Here is a 14,888-nt window from a genome sequence, read left to right as displayed (position 1 = left end):
GATAGCGTGGTTCCATGACCGAGCATCTTGACGTCGTCGTCGTGGGGGCGGGTATTTCCGGCGTGAGCGCGGCCTGGCATCTGCAGGACCGCTGCCCCACCAAGAGCTACGCCATCCTGGAAAAGCGGTCCGCCATGGGCGGCACCTGGGACCTGTTTCGCTATCCCGGCATTCGCTCCGATTCCGATATGCACACCCTGGGCTTCAGGTTCCGCCCCTGGACCGAGCGTCAGGCCATTGCCGACGGCAAGCCGATTCTCGAATACGTCAAGGGCACCGCGGCCATGTACGGCATCGACGAGCACATCCGGTTCAACCAGAAAGTCGTCAGCGCCGACTGGTCGACGGCCGAAAACCGCTGGACGGTCAACATCGACAGCAACGGCACCCGCAGCCAGCTCACCTGCTCGTTCCTGTTTCTGTGCAGCGGCTATTACAACTACGAACAAGGCTATTCGCCGAAATTTCCCGGCGCGGCGGACTTCGCCGGTGCCATCATCCATCCGCAGCACTGGCCCGAGGACCTCGACTACGAGGGCAAGAACATCGTCGTGATCGGAAGTGGCGCCACGGCCGTCACTCTCGTTCCGGCACTGGCGGATTCGGGTGCCAACCACGTCACGATGCTGCAACGTTCGCCGACCTACATTGTCTCCCAACCGGACAGTGACAGCATCGCCGACAGGCTCAACCGGTGGCTGCCGGAAAACCTGGCCTACTTCGCGGTTCGGTGGAAGAACGTATTGCGCCAGGCGGCGGTGTACGGGGCCTGCCAGAAGTGGCCGCGGCGGATGCGGAAGATGTTCATGGGCTTGGCTGCGCGCCAACTGCCCGAAGGTTATGACGTACGCAAGCACTTTGGCCCGCACTACAATCCGTGGGACCAGCGGTTGTGCCTGGTGCCCAACGGCGACCTGTTCCGTGGCATTCGCCACGGGAAGGTCGAGGTGGTCACCGACACCATCGATCGGTTCACCCCGTCCGGAATCCGGCTGAATTCCGGACGTGAACTTCCGGCCGACATCATCGTCACCGCAACGGGGTTGAACCTACAACTCTTCGGCGGGGCGACCGCCTCCGTCGACGGAGAACCGGTGGATCTCACCAAGACGATGGCCTACAAGGGCATGATGCTGTCCGGGATTCCCAATATGGCGTACACGGTCGGCTACACCAATGCCTCGTGGACACTGAAGGCCGACCTGGTGTCGGAGTTCGTGTGCCGTGTGCTGAACTACATGGACGCCAATGGATTTGACACTGTGATGGCCGAACATCCGGGTTCGGATGTCGAGGAACGGCCGTTCATGGAGTTCACTCCCGGCTACGTGCTGCGCTCGATCGACGAACTGCCGAAGCAGGGCTCGCGAAAGCCGTGGCGGCTCAACCAGAACTATCTGCGCGACATCCATCTGATCAGGCGGGGCAAGATCGACGACGAAGGGCTGCGCTTCTCCAAAAAGCGTGCGCCCGTGCGGGTTTAGGCTTTCACGGAGCGACGACGACAATGCCGTCGTCGTCGCTGTAGAGGACTTCGCCCGGCACGAATGTCACGCCACCCACGGTGACGTCGACGTCGCGTTCCCCGGCGCCGGTCTTGGTGCTCTTACGGGGATTGGTGCCCAGCGCCTTGATGCCGATGTCGATGCCGCGCAGTGTGACCGAATCGCGTACCGCGCCGTGTACCACCAGACCCGCCCAGCCGTTGGATCGGGCCAATTCGGCGATCACGTCGCCGACCAGTGCGGTGTGTAACGAGCCGGCGCCGTCGATAACCAGCACGCCGCCGGCCCCCGGCTGAGAGAGCACGGATTTCAGCAGGGCGTTGTCTTGAAAGCAGCGCACCGTGCTGATCGGCCCGGCGAACTCCGCGCGCCCGCCGAACTGGCGGAATTGGAGGTCGCAGCTGCGCACGTCGGGACCGATATCGTCGACCAGATCGGCCGTCGGCCGAAACGACATGTTGCGCATCGACCTAGCGGCGGCGCAGCTGCCGGACCAGCAGCATCGCCAGCAGGCTTAGCGCGACGGCGACCAGCAGTGGAACGGTGAAGTTGTTCGACGCCGGCTCCTGGTCCCGGGAAAGTGGGTCATTAGCCCGGTCGACAGCTGACTTCGCTTGTGCTGCAGCATCTTTGGCGCCAGCGGCAAGTTCGCCATTGGATTTCGCGTGCTGCTCGAGACCGGGTGGCTGGGCGGCCATTGCGGCGGCCGCGGGTTCCGGGTTGCCGGCGGGCGCCTTCTTGGCGGGGGCTTTTTTGGCCGGCGCTTTTTTGGCCGGCGTTTTCTTTGCGGGCGTTTTCTTTGCGGGGGCTTTCGCGGCCTTCTTGGCGGGCTGCTTCTTGGCCGGTGGCCTCGGTGTGCCGTCGGGTTCGCCGACGGGTCGATCCTGCGGGTCTGCCATGCGGCCGCTCCTTTGCAGCTTCTCTGTTTGCTTGGGGTCGCTCATTGGGTCGCGAAGCACTCGGGTCCCATCATGCCAGGACCCGGTAGGCCGCCATCTCGGCTACCTGGGCTCGTGGGCAGGCTAGGGGCGGCGCCGCAGCGCCCACAGTGCTCCGGCGGCCACCGCGGCTATCGCGCCGACCGCGAAAGGCCAGGTAGGAATGTCGGCGTCGGTGTTGTCCCGGGCTACCGTCACCGGGTAGCTGTCGCGCCGGTGTGGCCGCCCGGTCACGGCCGGGCCGACCATCTCCGGCTCGGCGGTAGGCCACCCGGTGCCCGGATGCTGGATACCGGTCAGGCTCACCCGGGTCGTGCCCGCGGCTGCGCGGACGGGGTCACCGCTGGCGCCATCCACGGTCAGGGGCGCGGCGATCGTCAGGGCGACCAGCAGCAGGGCCGACCACGCGACACCGAGAAGCTGCTTCATGATCGCCGGCGCATTTCAGGTCAGCCCCAGCCGGGCCATCAGGTCGGCCTCGATGCCATCGAGCTGTGAGGAGATCGCGGTGTGGGCGGCCCGGCGCCGTTGCGCAGGCATGTTCTCCGCGGCTGTGATGGCCGCTGAGAGCTCGGCGAGCCGTTCGGTGATGGCCGCGACGAATTGTTTGGTCTCCGCGTCCTTCGGCTTCTTTTCCTGGACCATCCGCAGCGACTGCTCCGACCCGGCGATCCTGGCCGACAGCCGGGCGCCGTGCCCGGAGAATTGTCCAACCTGTGCCAGTGGAACCCCGAGTTGGTCGGCGCGACGCTGGTCGATCAGCCCGCGCACGGCAATGGCGGCCCGGTATATCACCGGCGCCAATATCGGGGCCAACAGCCGCGACACCGTCAGTGTCCGGCGGATTCGGGTGGGCGACAGCAACTTACCCTCGCGTGCCGCTTTGAGCTGGGTCTCGGCGACCTTCAGTGCCGCACGATCGCTGTCCCGCTGCGCCTTGAGCTGGGCCTTGAGGGCCTTGTCCGCCGCCTTGCGCTCGTACTTGAGGCGACGCGCCGCGTTTTTCGCCGACAGCTTGGCCTCGAGCTTGGCGCGGGCCTTGATCGCGCGGGCTTCGGCGCGACGGATCGCCCGACTCTTTCGCTTGCGGAACAGGCCCATTCCCGGCCGCCTCCCGGTTCTCGTGGACTTTCGCGGTGCGTGCGCGATCGTTGGGCCAACCCTAATCCGCGTCGGGCGTGGGCAACCCGTCAGGTCGGTGGCAGCCGGCTGTTACGCGTCGAGCCGTTCCGCGCGGCGCAGTTCGTCGATTCGGTCGACGATCTCTTGCTGCGCCTGCGCCGACAATCCATGGGAGCGCTCCGCGATGCGGCGCACGCCGTCGTCCCGCATCGCGGCCAGCCACTGCAATTCCTTGTCGATTTTCGCGTAGTAGTCGTCGTCGGTGAAGTAGGCCGCCCGGATGCGGAAGAAGTTGGCAAGGGCGGCCATAGTCGCCGACGACGGGTTGGTGCGGTTGCCCGAGCGTAGCTGGGACAGGTAGGGAGCCGACATCGTGATGCCCTCCGCCTTGAGCGCGGCGATCACCTCCGCGGAGGTGTGCGGCCCGCGTCCGGGTGGATACACCGTGTCGAACAGACGGTTCAGGCGGGCAGCGAACGTCGTGCTCATCGATATGACCTCCACCGGTCTGCAAGATCGAACGATTACCTATCTTTATTTGCTGATCATGGTAGCGACAGTTATGTCCACAACCAAGTGCAAACCTGAGCGGATTGCGTGTGGGCGTGTTGGAGGCGCGATCAGGATGCCCCCGACGAGGGTCCAACCGATTCGGTCAGGTGTCCACAGAATGAACGGATTTCACAGGCTATCCGCAGAATACATCGCATGGGGGCGCTCGGCGAGCCATCGGGCCGGTCGTCCGGGAGAGGTGTACGGGCACCTCGACAGGTGATTGCATTCAATGTCGGGCAACCAACACCTAACGGCGCAGTGCTCGGCCGCTCCTTTGCTGTCGATGTCCATCGCGGGGCGGGGCACACACCGGCGGCGTCGCCGCCGGTCCACCGGGGCTGCCCGCAAGCGGTCGTCGGCATCGCCGAACCGTATGAGGTCCGGGAGGTGCCGTTCAGCAAAGGCTCAACCGGGCTGGGCGGACCTCGTGGCCAGCGCGGAGGCATTGCGGCGGCGCCGAAGAGTTTGCGCCGTAACCCCGGCCGCCGCGACGATCGCCACCGCCGCCGTCACGCCGATGGCGACCGAGCGCCACCCGAATGCGCCGTCGAACAGCATCCACAAGCCGAACAGCAGGAACAACAGGCCGGCCAGAACATGCAGCAGCTGCTCGGGGAGCCGCTGGTGCAGCAGTAGTCCCGCACCGATCGCCAGGCCGTCGGCCAAGATCATGCCCAGGGTGGAGCCGACCCACACACCGACCCAGTCGTGATCGCTGGCCAGGGTCACCGTCGCCAGCGTCGTCTTGTCGCTGAGTTCGGCCAGCACGAACGATGACACCACGGTGAGCAGCGCGAACCGTGGGTGGGGCGGGTTCGCGGGCTTGTCGTCACCGGCCGCGCCTTCTCGCCAGGCCCACACCGCGAAAAGCAGGAACGCGATCGCGCCCGCGAAAGCTATCGGCCGCGCCGGGAGCGTGGCGCCCAGGAAGTGGCCGATCGCCACCGAGACCCCATGCACCGTGAAAGACGCGATCGCCACGCCGGCAATCACCACCCACCAGCGGAACCGCAGCGCATAGGTCATGGTGACGAGTTGGGATCTGTCGCCGAGTTCGGCGACGAAAACCACCCCGAGACTTAAAAGTGTGGCTGCGAGCATGTGGGACGACCTTTCGACACGTGGTCGATGACGCAACGGTCATCGAACATCGGTCGAAGGTCTCGCCCACCGTCTGCTCGACGGTTCGCCGGCCGGGTTTTCACCAGTATGTCGACCCGACGATTCGGGGCTACTCCCCTTCGCTAACGAACCCCAGGTTAGCGGCCGGTTTCCGGGTGCGCCAGGGCGACGACGGAGTTCGGCCAGTCGCATTCTCGGATTCGCGGCCCGAAACTATGGTTTCGAATTGGCTTATGCGGCAAGCAGCATCGCCAGGATTGCGGTGTCGGGATGGCTGATCGGGTCGACGCCGACACGACTCACCATTGACGTGATGGTGCCGTCCGCTTCGGCTTCCACCCAGGCGGCCCGGTGCTCCAGACCCAGATGCGGCAACCCGGGCAGCAGGACACAGCCCGACGCCGCGCCGGTGCATTCCGGCAGCGACGGCGTGGTTTCCGAGGGCGGATGCAACATCAGCAATGCCGGGGGCTGATGATCGGCGAAATATCCGGGTCGGATGGCGGATTCGCCGAACACCGTGCCCTCGGCCAGCACCAGACCTACGGTTCCGGGCGCGGGTTCGTCGGGCAATTCTTCGCGGGCACCGAATACGGTTGTCGTGGAAAGCAGTCCGGGCCACGACGCGACCCGGACGGCGACCATCAGCAGCTGCGCCCATTCTTTGGTCGAATCAGGCCAGCGTCCAGAGATGACAAACCCTTTCAGGGCACCACGAGAATGAAAGGGAGCAACCCCTATCGGTCTATCTGACCCAGCATTCATGCCGCCCTCCGAGATGCCTCCATCCGAAATAACCGCGCTGGTAGCTCGAACAACCGTCTAGTTTCAATAATCAAGCATGCGCGGGGATTTGGCGCTGCGCAACCCGACACGGCTAACCCCTCGCCACGTTCGCGTTGTCATCGAGATGTCGCGATATCGAAACCGGCCAAAGACCTGGGCGCCGCGCAATACTGCGCGGCGCCCAGGCGCTGAAAATGCTGGAGTCAGCCGAAGATCAGGCCCTGCGTTTTCGAAGTGGCCGCCTCGTAGCGCGCCTGCACGTCGGCCCAGTTCACGACATTCCAGAATGCTTTGGCGAAGTCGACCTTGACATTCTTGTACTGGAGGTAGAAAGCGTGTTCCCACATGTCGAGCAGCAGTAACGGAATGATTCCGAGTGGAAAGTTCGTCTGGTGGTCGTAGACCTGGAATATCAGCAGCTTGTTGCCGAGAGTGTCCCAGCCCAGCGCCGCCCAGCCCGACCCCTGCACCGTGGTGGCGGCGGCGTGGAATTGGGCACGAAACTTGTCGAAGGACCCGAACGCCTCGTCGATGGCCGCGGCGAGTTCGCCGGTCGGCTTGTCGCCTCCGTTGGGAGAAAGGTTCTTCCACCAGATCGTGTGGTTGACGTGGCCGGCGAGGTTGAAGGCCAAGTTCTTCTCGTTCAGCAAGATCGCCGAGTGGTCTTCCTTGGCGCGCGCCTCTTCGAGTTTGGCGACCGCATCGTTGGCGCCCTTGACGTAGGTGGCGTGGTGCTTACTGTGGTGAAGTTCGTTGATCTGACCCGAGATGTGTGGTTCCAGCGCCCCGTAGTCCCAATCCAGATCGGGCAAAGCGTATTCGGCCACGGCGTTCCCTCCTTCAATCGTCTGACACGTCATTCGCGTGGGTTCCGCCACGCGGCGGGCTGACGTAGTCAACCCTGCTGCATGTCAACCCTGCTGCATGACCGCGCGTGCCGCAAGAACAGCCCCCATCATCCGGAACGGCTCGAGCAGTTCCTTGAATTACTCAGGGCATACCCGGGAGGCGGGAACTTAATACACAACCAGGAGGACCAGCACCGCGAGCAGCGCGAGCGCGATCAGTCCGGCACGAAGGGCGGCGATGACATACGCGTGGTTCCAGGCGGGCGAGCCCGGGCGCGATTTCGACGGTGGCGTCGACCCCGGACCGTAGGAGTGTGTCGCCATCAAACGCCTTCCACCTGCATGGTCATCCCGCCTCAGTGAGGTGAGTCACAATGAACATCGCGTCGGAGATCATAACGCCTGGTGCACAGGTTGAAAAATTCCGCGACGAGCAGCCCCGGCGGTGCCGCCGTGTGACGGCGATGTGAGGGCTTGACCGCTCCTGCGGGCCGTCGAAACGGCTGCCCGCGGCCCGTGGGTGAGTCGGGCCGGACAACCTCTGACGGTTCGTCACCGCAGTGCCGGCAAGTCGCGGAACCGGACGACGGCGGTGCTTCGCCCGACGGAGCCCCGAACTTCGCTCGTGATGCCGCAGGGCTGTCGATCGACACGTCCCGGGAGCGCCAGGTTATCCACAGTTCGACGCGAACCGGGCCGATAGAGGCGGCATCGGGATGGACCGCCGGCTGTGGATAAAGCTGTGGAAACTGTGGATAGGTCGCGGCCGGGCCATAGTAGCTGTCCAGGTTCTGTCCAGGTTCCGTCCAGGGTCGCGCAGACTGCCCCGTCGAGGGCCCGGCCCGCCGCGGTCCCGCTCTGTCCCGGAGACGGAAGGTGCTTCCCCGGTCCGGGTTTGACGCCGTGCTGTGCCGTGGTGTCGGCAGGCTATTAGGCTGGTCCGGTGATCCAGGTGTGCTCCCAATGCGGCACTCGGTGGAACGTCCGCGATCGTCAGCGGGCGTGGTGTCCACGTTGCCGGGGAACCCTGATGGCGCCGCTGGCCGACCCGTCGGCGGGTGACCCGCGGTGGCGTTCGCCGGTGGGCTCTCAGCCGGCACCTCACCTCATGCAGCGCATCCCGGCGCGGCTCCCACCCGGGTTTCGATGGATCGCGGTACGCCCGGGCGCCCCGCCGCCACCGCGGAGCTGGAGACGATTCCGCGGGCCCACGCCGCGCTATGCCGTGATGCCGCGTTGGGGTCTGGCGGACCGACTCCCTTCGACCGCACCTTCGCCCGCGCTGATACCGGAAAAGTCCGGGCCGGCCGCACCGACGGTGCGGTCCGTGCTGTTCGCCACGATCGTGGTGCTCGGCATCGCCGCACTGGTCTATTCGGTGCGATACGTGCTGCTCATCGTCAACCGCAGCCTATTGCTGAACTCCCTGGTGGCTGGCGCCGCGCTGTGGCTGGGGGTGCTGGCCAGCATTGCCGCGCTCGTCGCGATGATCGGCTGTTTCGTCGTGCTGATTCGCTGGCTGATCGCTCGTCGGGCCGCCGCCTTCGGGCATCATGGCCTGCCCGAGCACCGCTCGTCGCGGCAGTTATGGGCCGGCTGTCTGCTGCCGTTGGCCAACGTGTTCTGGGCGCCGGTGTACGTCATCGAACTGGCGGTGGTCGAAGACCACTACCAGCGGCTGCGCCGGCCCATCGTGGTGTGGTGGATCACCTGGGCGGTCAGCAACGCGGTATCGCTGTTCGCCATCGCTACCAGCTTTGCCGGCGACGCCCAGGGTATCGCCAACAACACGGTCATGACGGTCGTTGCCTACGCGTTGGCGGCAGCCGCCGTGGCCGCTGCCGGGAGGGTGTTCGAAGGGTTCGAGCGCAAACCGGTCGAACGGCCGGCGCACCGGTGGCTGGTGGTGCGCCCGGATGGCCCACCCCCGCAACCCGCCCCGGCAGCTGCCGGTGCAGTTGAGCTGCAAGGGCAAGAACCGGCAGCATAATGGGCATGACCTGGGCCGACGAGGTGATCGCCGGGCACCCGTTTGTGGTTGCCCACCGCGGCGCGTCCGCTGCTCGACCGGAACACACGCTGGCCGCGTACGACCTGGCGCTCAAGGAGGGGGCCGACGGCGTGGAATGTGACGTGCGGCTAACCCGTGACGGCCACCTCGTCTGTGTGCACGACCGGCGCCTGGACCGGACCTCGACCGGAGTCGGGCTGGTCAGCACGATGACATTGGCCGAGCTACGCGAGCTGGAATACGGCGCCTGGCACGAAAGCTGGCGTCCGGACGGCACCCACGGTGACACCAGCCTGCTGACCCTGGACGCGCTGGTTGCGCTGGTACTGGACTGGAACCGGCCCGTGAAGATCTTCATCGAGACCAAGCACCCGGTCCGATACGGTTCGCTGGTCGAAAACAAGGTGCTGGCACTTCTGCACCGCTTCGGCATCGCCGCGCCCGCCTCCGCCGACCGGTCGCGCGCCGTCGTGATGTCGTTCTCGGCCGCGGCGGTCTGGCGGATCCGGCGGGTCGCGCCGCTGTTGCCGACGGTGTTGCTCGGCAGGACTGGACGGTACCTCGCCAGCAGCGCGGCCACCGCCGTCGGGGCGACCGCGGTGGGACCGTCGCTGCCGGCGTTGAAGGACTACCCGCAACTCGTCGACCGTGCGGCCGCCCAGGGACGGGCGGTTTACTGCTGGAACGTCGACGAATACGACGACGTCGAATTCTGCCGTGAGGTCGGGGTGGCGTGGATGGCCACTCACCACCCCGCCCGCACGAAGGCCTGGCTACAGCAGGGGCGCGCCGGCCAGGCCGGCGGCTAGAGGCTACCGCCGGCGGCGCGCGGGGCGCCCGAGGCGGATGGCGCCCGGCCCACCTCGCGGGCGACGAAGTTCTCGAGCTCGAACAGGTTGGATCCGGCCCGGTCGGCAATCCGCAGCAGGGTGGACATCAGCGACATCTCTTCAACCTGTTCCTGCAGGAACCACTGCATGAACTGCTCGCCGAGGAAGTCGCCCTCGTCGCGGGCCACCGCCGCCAGCCGGCTGACCTGGTCGGTGACGGCACGCTCCTGGTCGAGCGCCAGCGCCAGCGCGTCACGCGGTTTGTCGAACTGGTTTCGGACGGTGTCGACGCCCGGTATTTCGACGCGAAGGCCGCGCTCGAGCAGGTGTTGCACCAGCATCATCGCGTGATTGCGCTCTTCGACGGCCTGGCCATAGAAATGCTTCGCCAATTGCGGCAAGTCCTCGCTGTCGAAATAGACCGCGATCGCAATATATTGCTGCGCGGTGGTGAATTCGTTGAAGATTTGCTCCTGCATTAACGCATGGAATTTCGTCTTGTGTCCGTCGTAGTCAGTCATGAGGCTAGGTTAATGCAGGTAGAGCCCGGTCCGCAACGAAGGCATCACTTAGTGAGGAAAGCGTTTCCTAAGTGCTCCGAGGCCGTCAATAACGCCCTTTATCAGGCCAGGTTTGCCTAACAAAAATAATCCCGGCAGCCGTTATTGCGGGTGGCCGTCGCACGAACTATGCGCGACATCTCTCGAGTCCTCGTGAAGTCGCTATGGTTGCCCTTCGATCGCGGAAGCCGGCACCGGAGCATCCGCAGCGAGCGCATCGAACAATTCCCGGGCCGCGTCGTGATTCCATACCACCACCGAGCCGACGTCGCTGTCGGTGAACTCGCCGATCGGAACCGTCAGCGCGGTGGTGTGTCCGTGCAGCGCCCATCCCAGGCGGGCCAGGTCGAAGACATGGGTGTCCTGGTCGACGGTCAGCGCCCCGGCGGCTGCGTGCGGCACCGCGTACCAACGCCATGGGTTGAGCCATACCGCGGGGCTGGCGGCGCGGTGCAGCAGCGCTGCCATGAACTGGCGTTGGTTGAGCATGCGGTCCAGATCGGCCCGCGGTGTCGCGCGGGACCGGACGTAACCCAACGCCCGTCGGCCGTCCAGGTGTTGACAGCCGGCCGGCAGGTCGACACCGGCCAATGGATCGCGGATCGGGTCGCTCAGGCACACGCTGACCCCGCCCAGCGCGTCGACCAGTTCGACGAAGCCGCCGAACCCAACCTCGGCGTAATGGTCGACGCGCAAGCCGGTGGCCTGTTCAACCGTCAGCACCAGTAAGGGCGCGCCACCCGTCACGAACGCGGCGTTGATCTTGTCGCGACCGTGACCGGGTATCGGCACCGAGGAGTCGCGCGGTATCGACACCAATGTCGTCGGGATGCTCGACCCGAACTCCGGCACGTGCACCAGCAGGATGGTGTCGGTGCGCCCGGTGCCGATGTCGCCGCCGGTGGCGAGGTTCTGCTGTTGCTCGGCGGTGAGGTCCTGGCGGCTGTCGGAACCGACGAGCAGCCAGTTCGTGCCGCGGCCGCCTGCCGGTCGGTCGGTGTAGTCGCTGAACACCGGCTCGCGCCGCAGCGACGTGTCCAGCCACAGCGCGCCACCGAGGATGCCCGCCCCGGCCAGTAACAGAACGACCAGCACACTGAATGCCACGATCCTGCCCCAGCGCCGCCTGACCCGGTTGCGGCGCGCCTTCGGCGCTACCGGCCGCGGGGGCCGCGTCGACGCGGCGGGACCGCGCTGACGTCTGAGCCGGACTGGCCGGACTGTCGGGGATGGCGGGGGGTCAGTCGTCGCTGGTGCGAGTTCGGGTTCGGGCCGGGGTCTGCCCGGTTGCCGCGGTGGCGGGTTTTCACGACGGATGACCTGTGACGGCTCCGGCTGCCCCGGCCGTTGATGCGTCGGTCTTCGGGGTCTTCCGGGCTCCGGTGATCGATCGCCGTTCACCTGGACAACGTACGTGGCCGGACCCGGCAATGCAGCCGGCCGCGACGGCGTGCTACGAAGCGCGGCGCCGCCGGGCGCGCAAGCCGTTGACGAAGGGGCATCCCATCAACACCCGGATGGCCTGCGCGAGCCCGTTCATGTCGTCCACCGGGCGATGGAACGGCAGCCGGACGTCACGGTCGCCGTCGTCGTCCTCGACCCGAAATTGCACACCGTACCGGTCGAGGCCGAGGGGACGGATCGGTCCGCGCCGCCATTGGGCCGGCAGTCGGGAGACCAATCGGGCGACGACGTCGCCATGGACGGTCGCCAGGTGCCACAGCAACGTGGATTCGATCTCGCAGAACGGATCCGGCAGGGCGGTCAGCAGGTCCGCGACACTGACTGGCGAGGCTCCGGTGGTATCGGTCACGACCACCGATTCGGTCTCCAGCCGCAGCAATGCGTACCGGTTCTGCTGCCGGAGGGCGGGTCCGGATCGGGGAGTCTCGACCTGTAGCAGGGCCGGGTGTGGGTTCTCGGTGGCGATCGTGTCCAGCACCGAGCTAACCGCTCCCCATGGGACCCGCTGAAGGCGGCCGCGGATCCACACCAGCGATCGGACCGGCTCCCGGACCGGCAGCGGGGCGTAGTCGGTGAGCTCGAGCAGGGCCTGAGATCCGCAGCCGGGCCCGTAACCGGCCCCGGCGGCGCGGTCAGCGGGAATCGCCACGGCGAAGGAACCGTCGGACATCAAGTGGTGCAGCGGCGCGGCTATCGGTTGGTCGGGCTCTACCGCCAGCAGGCCCGCGCCGGCCCGCGCGCAAATAGTGCGAATACGCTCGGCGGTCGTGGGCGTCGGGCTGGTGATCGGAAACATCGCGGCGACTCCTTGAGATTAGGTAAGGCTAACTTAAGTCACTTGCCTCGTTCGTCGCAAGGACCCGATGCGCCACTAGTGTTGTCAGCGTGGTCTGCATCGCCTACCTCGGTCCGGAAGGGACGTTCACCGAGGCGGCGCTGCTGCAGATAACGGCCGCCGGGCTGATACCCGGCCGGGAAGCGGAGCTAACGGACTTGGCGCAGCGGCTGCCGGTCGAAAGCACGCCCGCCGCGCTGGATGCTGTCCGGAACGGCACGGCGGATTTCGCCTGCGTGCCCATCGAGAACTCGATCGACGGGTCGCTGGCGCCGACTTTGGACAGCCTGGCCATCGGTTCGCCCCTGCAGGTGTTCGCCGAGACCACCCTCGACGTGGCCTTCAGCATCGTCGTGCGGCCCGGCCGCAGTGCCGCCGAGGTACGTACGCTGGCCGCTTTTCCGGTGGCGGCGGCACAGGTACGGCAATGGCTCCGCGCGCATCTGCCCGGCGTCGAGATGTGCCCGGCGTATTCGAATGCCGACGCGGCCCGTCAGGTGGCCGATGGCCGAGTCGACGCGGCCGTGACGTCGCCGCTGGCGGCCGCCCACTGGGAGTTGGCGCCGCTGGCCGACGGTGTCGTCGACGAATCCAGCGCCCGGACCCGTTTTGTGTTGATCGGCCGGCCGGCCCGACCGCCGGCGCGCACGGGAGCCGATCGCACCTCGGCGGTGTTGCGGATCGACAACGTGCCCGGCGCACTGGTGGAGGCGCTGACCGAGTTCGGCATGCGCGGCATCGACCTCACCCGGATCGAATCCCGGCCCACCCGCACCGAATTGGGCACCTACGTGTTCTTCGTGGACTGCGTCGGCCATATCGACGACGATGCCGTCGCCGAGGCACTCAAGGCGTTGCACCGTCGTTGTGCTGATGTGCGATACCTGGGTTCCTGGCCGACGGGACAGGCGGTCGGCATGCAGCCGCCGCCACTCGACGATGCATCGATCTGGCTGGCTCGGCTCCGGGAGGGCCAGCCGGACGAGGGCCGGGAGCCGGGGCGATGAGCGGTCGTCTGGTGCTGCTGCGGCATGGCCAGTCCCACGGCAACGTCGAGCGCCGGCTCGACACTCGGCCACCGGGCACGGCGTTGACGCCCCTGGGACGCGAACAAGCCCGCGGGTTCGCGCTCGGCGGCCCTGCCCGGCCGGTCTTGCTTGCGCACTCGGTAGCGGTCCGTGCGTCGGAAACGGCCGAGGTGATTGCCGCCGCGCTGGACTTGTCGCCGCTGCGGCTCGACGGCATCCACGAGGTCCAGGTGGGGGAGCTGGAGAATCGCAACGACGACGAGGCCGTCGCCGAATTCAACGCCATCTACGACCGTTGGCATCGCGGTGAACTGCATGTGCCGCTGCCCGGTGGTGAGTCCGGCGAAGACGTCTTGGACCGTTACGTGCCGGTGCTCACCGAACTACGGATGCGCTACCTGGACGACGCCACCTGGGACGGTGACATCGTGGTCGTCAGCCATGGCGCGGCAATCCGGCTGACGTCGGCGGTGCTGGCCGGAGTCGACGGCACCTTCGTGCTCGACAACCATTTGGGCAATGCCGAATGCGTGGTGCTGGCCCCGATCACCGACGGGCGCTGGAGCTGTGTGCAGTGGGGAACCCTCAAGCCGCCGTTCTACCCCGACCTCACCCAAGGCCCGCCCACGCCGGTGATCGACGCGGTGACGTCAAGCACTGACCCGATGGGGTGATCCGGCCTCTCCGTTAGGTGCGTCAGCGCATCGGCAGCCGACCGCGTCGCAGTCGATGACGAACGTGTGCACCGATATCTCGGGCCCGTCGCAGTCGGTTTCGGTGCATTCGGTCCGGCCCAGAGCATGACGAATGATCGTGCCGTGGCAGTGATAGACGCCTGTCCGGCAGTCGCGACAGACTGTGCTCATGAAGCGTTCTTAGCACCAGGGCCGGACAAATCCGGGATGCCGCGCCCGTCACCGGCCGGGTTCGGTCAGCCCCACCCCAGTTCGTCCAGCCGGGCATCGTCGATGCCGAAGTGGTGGGCGATCTCGTGGATCACCGTGATCGCCACCTGGTCGACGACTTCGTCGGCGGATTCGCAGACATCCAACAGGGCGTCGCGGTAGATGGTGATCGCGTCCGGCAGTGCTCCGGCGTAATCGGAGTCGCGCTCGGTCAGCGCGACCCCCTCGTACAAGCCCAGCAGGTCGTGGTCGTCGGGGTGGCGGTCGGCGACCAAGATGACCACGTTGTCCATCGCGGCTGCCAGTTCGGACGGGATGAGGTCGAGTGCGTCGGAAACCAGTTCGTCGAACCGCTGCGGGTCCATCCGCACCGCCACGG

General features: G+C 66.5%; 18 protein-coding genes and 1 pseudogene. 5 read left to right on the top strand and 14 right to left on the bottom strand.

Annotated features, from left to right (window positions below; all coding sequences use genetic code 11):
- Positions 1-14 precede the first annotated feature (14 nt).
- Positions 15-1,484, top strand: a complete 1,470-nt coding sequence (locus MKAN_RS13735) for a flavin-containing monooxygenase (RefSeq protein ID WP_023368904.1) — start codon at positions 15-17, stop codon at positions 1,482-1,484.
- 4 nt (positions 1,485-1,488) lie between these two features.
- On the opposite strand, the gene rraA is transcribed toward MKAN_RS13735, so the two are convergent.
- From rraA to MKAN_RS31155, 9 genes are all read right to left on the bottom strand, one after another.
- The gene (rraA, locus tag MKAN_RS13730; protein ID WP_023368903.1) at positions 1,489-1,971 is read right to left on the bottom strand and encodes a ribonuclease E activity regulator RraA; all 483 of its coding nucleotides are present in this window, start codon (positions 1,969-1,971) and stop codon (positions 1,489-1,491) included.
- 4 nt (positions 1,972-1,975) lie between these two features.
- On the bottom strand, positions 1,976-2,404 hold the full coding sequence (locus MKAN_RS32585; RefSeq protein WP_036395106.1) for an Rv3852 family protein: 429 nt from the start codon (positions 2,402-2,404) through the stop codon (positions 1,976-1,978).
- 123 nt (positions 2,405-2,527) lie between these two features.
- Entirely contained in the window at positions 2,528-2,872 is a 345-nt protein-coding gene (locus MKAN_RS32745) for a hypothetical protein (protein ID WP_023368901.1), read from the bottom strand.
- Between the two features lie 15 nt (positions 2,873-2,887).
- Positions 2,888-3,544 (bottom strand): DUF6474 family protein, encoded by a 657-nt coding sequence (locus MKAN_RS13715; RefSeq protein ID WP_023368900.1) that lies wholly within the window; start codon positions 3,542-3,544, stop codon positions 2,888-2,890.
- 111 nt (positions 3,545-3,655) lie between these two features.
- Positions 3,656-4,054 (bottom strand): hypothetical protein, encoded by a 399-nt coding sequence (locus MKAN_RS13710; RefSeq protein ID WP_036395231.1) that lies wholly within the window; start codon positions 4,052-4,054, stop codon positions 3,656-3,658.
- A gap of 471 nt (positions 4,055-4,525) precedes the next feature.
- On the bottom strand, positions 4,526-5,221 hold the full coding sequence (locus tag MKAN_RS13705) for a TMEM165/GDT1 family protein (RefSeq protein ID WP_023368898.1): 696 nt from the start codon (positions 5,219-5,221) through the stop codon (positions 4,526-4,528).
- 252 nt (positions 5,222-5,473) lie between these two features.
- Positions 5,474-6,007: a hypothetical protein gene (locus MKAN_RS13700; RefSeq protein WP_023368897.1), complete on the bottom strand. Its 534-nt coding sequence runs from the start codon at positions 6,005-6,007 to the stop codon at positions 5,474-5,476.
- Between the two features lie 224 nt (positions 6,008-6,231).
- Positions 6,232-6,855: a superoxide dismutase gene (locus tag MKAN_RS13695; protein ID WP_023368896.1), complete on the bottom strand. Its 624-nt coding sequence runs from the start codon at positions 6,853-6,855 to the stop codon at positions 6,232-6,234.
- 189 nt (positions 6,856-7,044) lie between these two features.
- Complete coding sequence (locus MKAN_RS31155) at positions 7,045-7,200, bottom strand: hypothetical protein (RefSeq protein ID WP_023368895.1); 156 nt, start codon at positions 7,198-7,200, stop codon at positions 7,045-7,047.
- 619 nt (positions 7,201-7,819) lie between these two features.
- Here MKAN_RS31155 and MKAN_RS13690 point away from each other — a divergent pair.
- Together MKAN_RS13690 and MKAN_RS13685 are read left to right on the top strand one after the other, a co-directional pair.
- Complete coding sequence (locus tag MKAN_RS13690) at positions 7,820-8,866, top strand: DUF4328 domain-containing protein (protein WP_023368894.1); 1,047 nt, start codon at positions 7,820-7,822, stop codon at positions 8,864-8,866.
- Between the two features lie 5 nt (positions 8,867-8,871).
- Entirely contained in the window at positions 8,872-9,696 is an 825-nt protein-coding gene (locus MKAN_RS13685) for a glycerophosphodiester phosphodiesterase (protein ID WP_036395233.1), read from the top strand.
- On the opposite strand, the gene MKAN_RS13680 is transcribed toward MKAN_RS13685, so the two are convergent.
- The 3 genes from MKAN_RS13680 to MKAN_RS13670 all read right to left on the bottom strand — a co-directional run bounded on the left by MKAN_RS13680 (position 9,693) and on the right by MKAN_RS13670 (position 12,537).
- The gene (locus tag MKAN_RS13680; protein WP_023368892.1) at positions 9,693-10,238 is read right to left on the bottom strand and encodes a ferritin; all 546 of its coding nucleotides are present in this window, start codon (positions 10,236-10,238) and stop codon (positions 9,693-9,695) included. The two genes, MKAN_RS13685 and MKAN_RS13680, sit on opposite strands and share 4 nt — an antisense overlap.
- 201 nt (positions 10,239-10,439) lie before the next feature.
- The gene (locus MKAN_RS13675; RefSeq protein ID WP_036395110.1) at positions 10,440-11,678 is read right to left on the bottom strand and encodes an LCP family protein; all 1,239 of its coding nucleotides are present in this window, start codon (positions 11,676-11,678) and stop codon (positions 10,440-10,442) included.
- Positions 11,679-11,730: 52 nt separating this feature from the next.
- Positions 11,731-12,537 (bottom strand): DUF2470 domain-containing protein, encoded by an 807-nt coding sequence (locus MKAN_RS13670; protein ID WP_023368890.1) that lies wholly within the window; start codon positions 12,535-12,537, stop codon positions 11,731-11,733.
- 89 nt (positions 12,538-12,626) lie between these two features.
- Between MKAN_RS13670 and pheA the strand changes: the two genes are divergently transcribed.
- Both pheA and MKAN_RS13660 read left to right on the top strand, forming a co-directional pair.
- Complete coding sequence (pheA, locus tag MKAN_RS13665) at positions 12,627-13,583, top strand: prephenate dehydratase (RefSeq protein ID WP_023368889.1); 957 nt, start codon at positions 12,627-12,629, stop codon at positions 13,581-13,583.
- Positions 13,580-14,278: a histidine phosphatase family protein gene (locus MKAN_RS13660; protein WP_023368888.1), complete on the top strand. Its 699-nt coding sequence runs from the start codon at positions 13,580-13,582 to the stop codon at positions 14,276-14,278. Before pheA ends, MKAN_RS13660 begins: the two co-directional genes overlap by 4 nt.
- Here the strand turns inward: MKAN_RS13660 and MKAN_RS32005 are convergent.
- A complete protein-coding gene (locus tag MKAN_RS32005; RefSeq protein ID WP_080674073.1) occupies positions 14,255-14,470 on the bottom strand; it encodes a hypothetical protein in 216 nt (71 codons plus the stop codon). The genes MKAN_RS13660 and MKAN_RS32005 overlap by 24 nt on opposite strands.
- Positions 14,467-14,886 (bottom strand): annotated as a pseudogene (locus tag MKAN_RS13655) (metallopeptidase family protein). The gene MKAN_RS32005 and the pseudogene MKAN_RS13655 overlap by 4 nt, the downstream one beginning before the upstream one ends.
- Positions 14,887-14,888: the final 2 nt, after the last annotated feature.

This window comes from Mycobacterium kansasii ATCC 12478, from assembly GCF_000157895.3.
Lineage (GTDB): Bacteria > Actinomycetota > Actinomycetes > Mycobacteriales > Mycobacteriaceae > Mycobacterium > Mycobacterium kansasii.
This window is presented reverse-complemented; position numbering and strand designations above follow the sequence as displayed.

Excerpts from the sequence above, each read along its gene's own strand:
- MKAN_RS13680 (WP_023368892.1), bottom strand. The coding sequence starts at position 10,238 with ATGACTGACTACGACGGACACAAGACGAAATTCCATGCGTTAATGCAG.
- MKAN_RS32585 (WP_036395106.1), bottom strand. The coding sequence starts at position 2,404 with ATGGCAGACCCGCAGGATCGACCCGTCGGCGAACCCGACGGCACACCG.
- MKAN_RS13660 (WP_023368888.1), top strand. The coding sequence starts at position 13,580 with ATGAGCGGTCGTCTGGTGCTGCTGCGGCATGGCCAGTCCCACGGCAAC.
- MKAN_RS13670 (WP_023368890.1), bottom strand. The coding sequence starts at position 12,537 with ATGTTTCCGATCACCAGCCCGACGCCCACGACCGCCGAGCGTATTCGC.
- MKAN_RS13735 (WP_023368904.1), top strand. The coding sequence starts at position 15 with ATGACCGAGCATCTTGACGTCGTCGTCGTGGGGGCGGGTATTTCCGGC.
- MKAN_RS13700 (WP_023368897.1), bottom strand. The coding sequence starts at position 6,007 with ATGAATGCTGGGTCAGATAGACCGATAGGGGTTGCTCCCTTTCATTCT.
- MKAN_RS13705 (WP_023368898.1), bottom strand. The coding sequence starts at position 5,221 with ATGCTCGCAGCCACACTTTTAAGTCTCGGGGTGGTTTTCGTCGCCGAA.
- MKAN_RS13715 (WP_023368900.1), bottom strand. The coding sequence starts at position 3,544 with ATGGGCCTGTTCCGCAAGCGAAAGAGTCGGGCGATCCGTCGCGCCGAA.
- MKAN_RS32745 (WP_023368901.1), bottom strand. The coding sequence starts at position 2,872 with ATGAAGCAGCTTCTCGGTGTCGCGTGGTCGGCCCTGCTGCTGGTCGCC.
- MKAN_RS31155 (WP_023368895.1), bottom strand. The coding sequence starts at position 7,200 with ATGGCGACACACTCCTACGGTCCGGGGTCGACGCCACCGTCGAAATCG.
- rraA (WP_023368903.1), bottom strand. The coding sequence starts at position 1,971 with ATGCGCAACATGTCGTTTCGGCCGACGGCCGATCTGGTCGACGATATC.
- MKAN_RS32005 (WP_080674073.1), bottom strand. The coding sequence starts at position 14,470 with ATGAGCACAGTCTGTCGCGACTGCCGGACAGGCGTCTATCACTGCCAC.
- MKAN_RS13685 (WP_036395233.1), top strand. The coding sequence starts at position 8,872 with ATGACCTGGGCCGACGAGGTGATCGCCGGGCACCCGTTTGTGGTTGCC.
- MKAN_RS13710 (WP_036395231.1), bottom strand. The coding sequence starts at position 4,054 with ATGAGCACGACGTTCGCTGCCCGCCTGAACCGTCTGTTCGACACGGTG.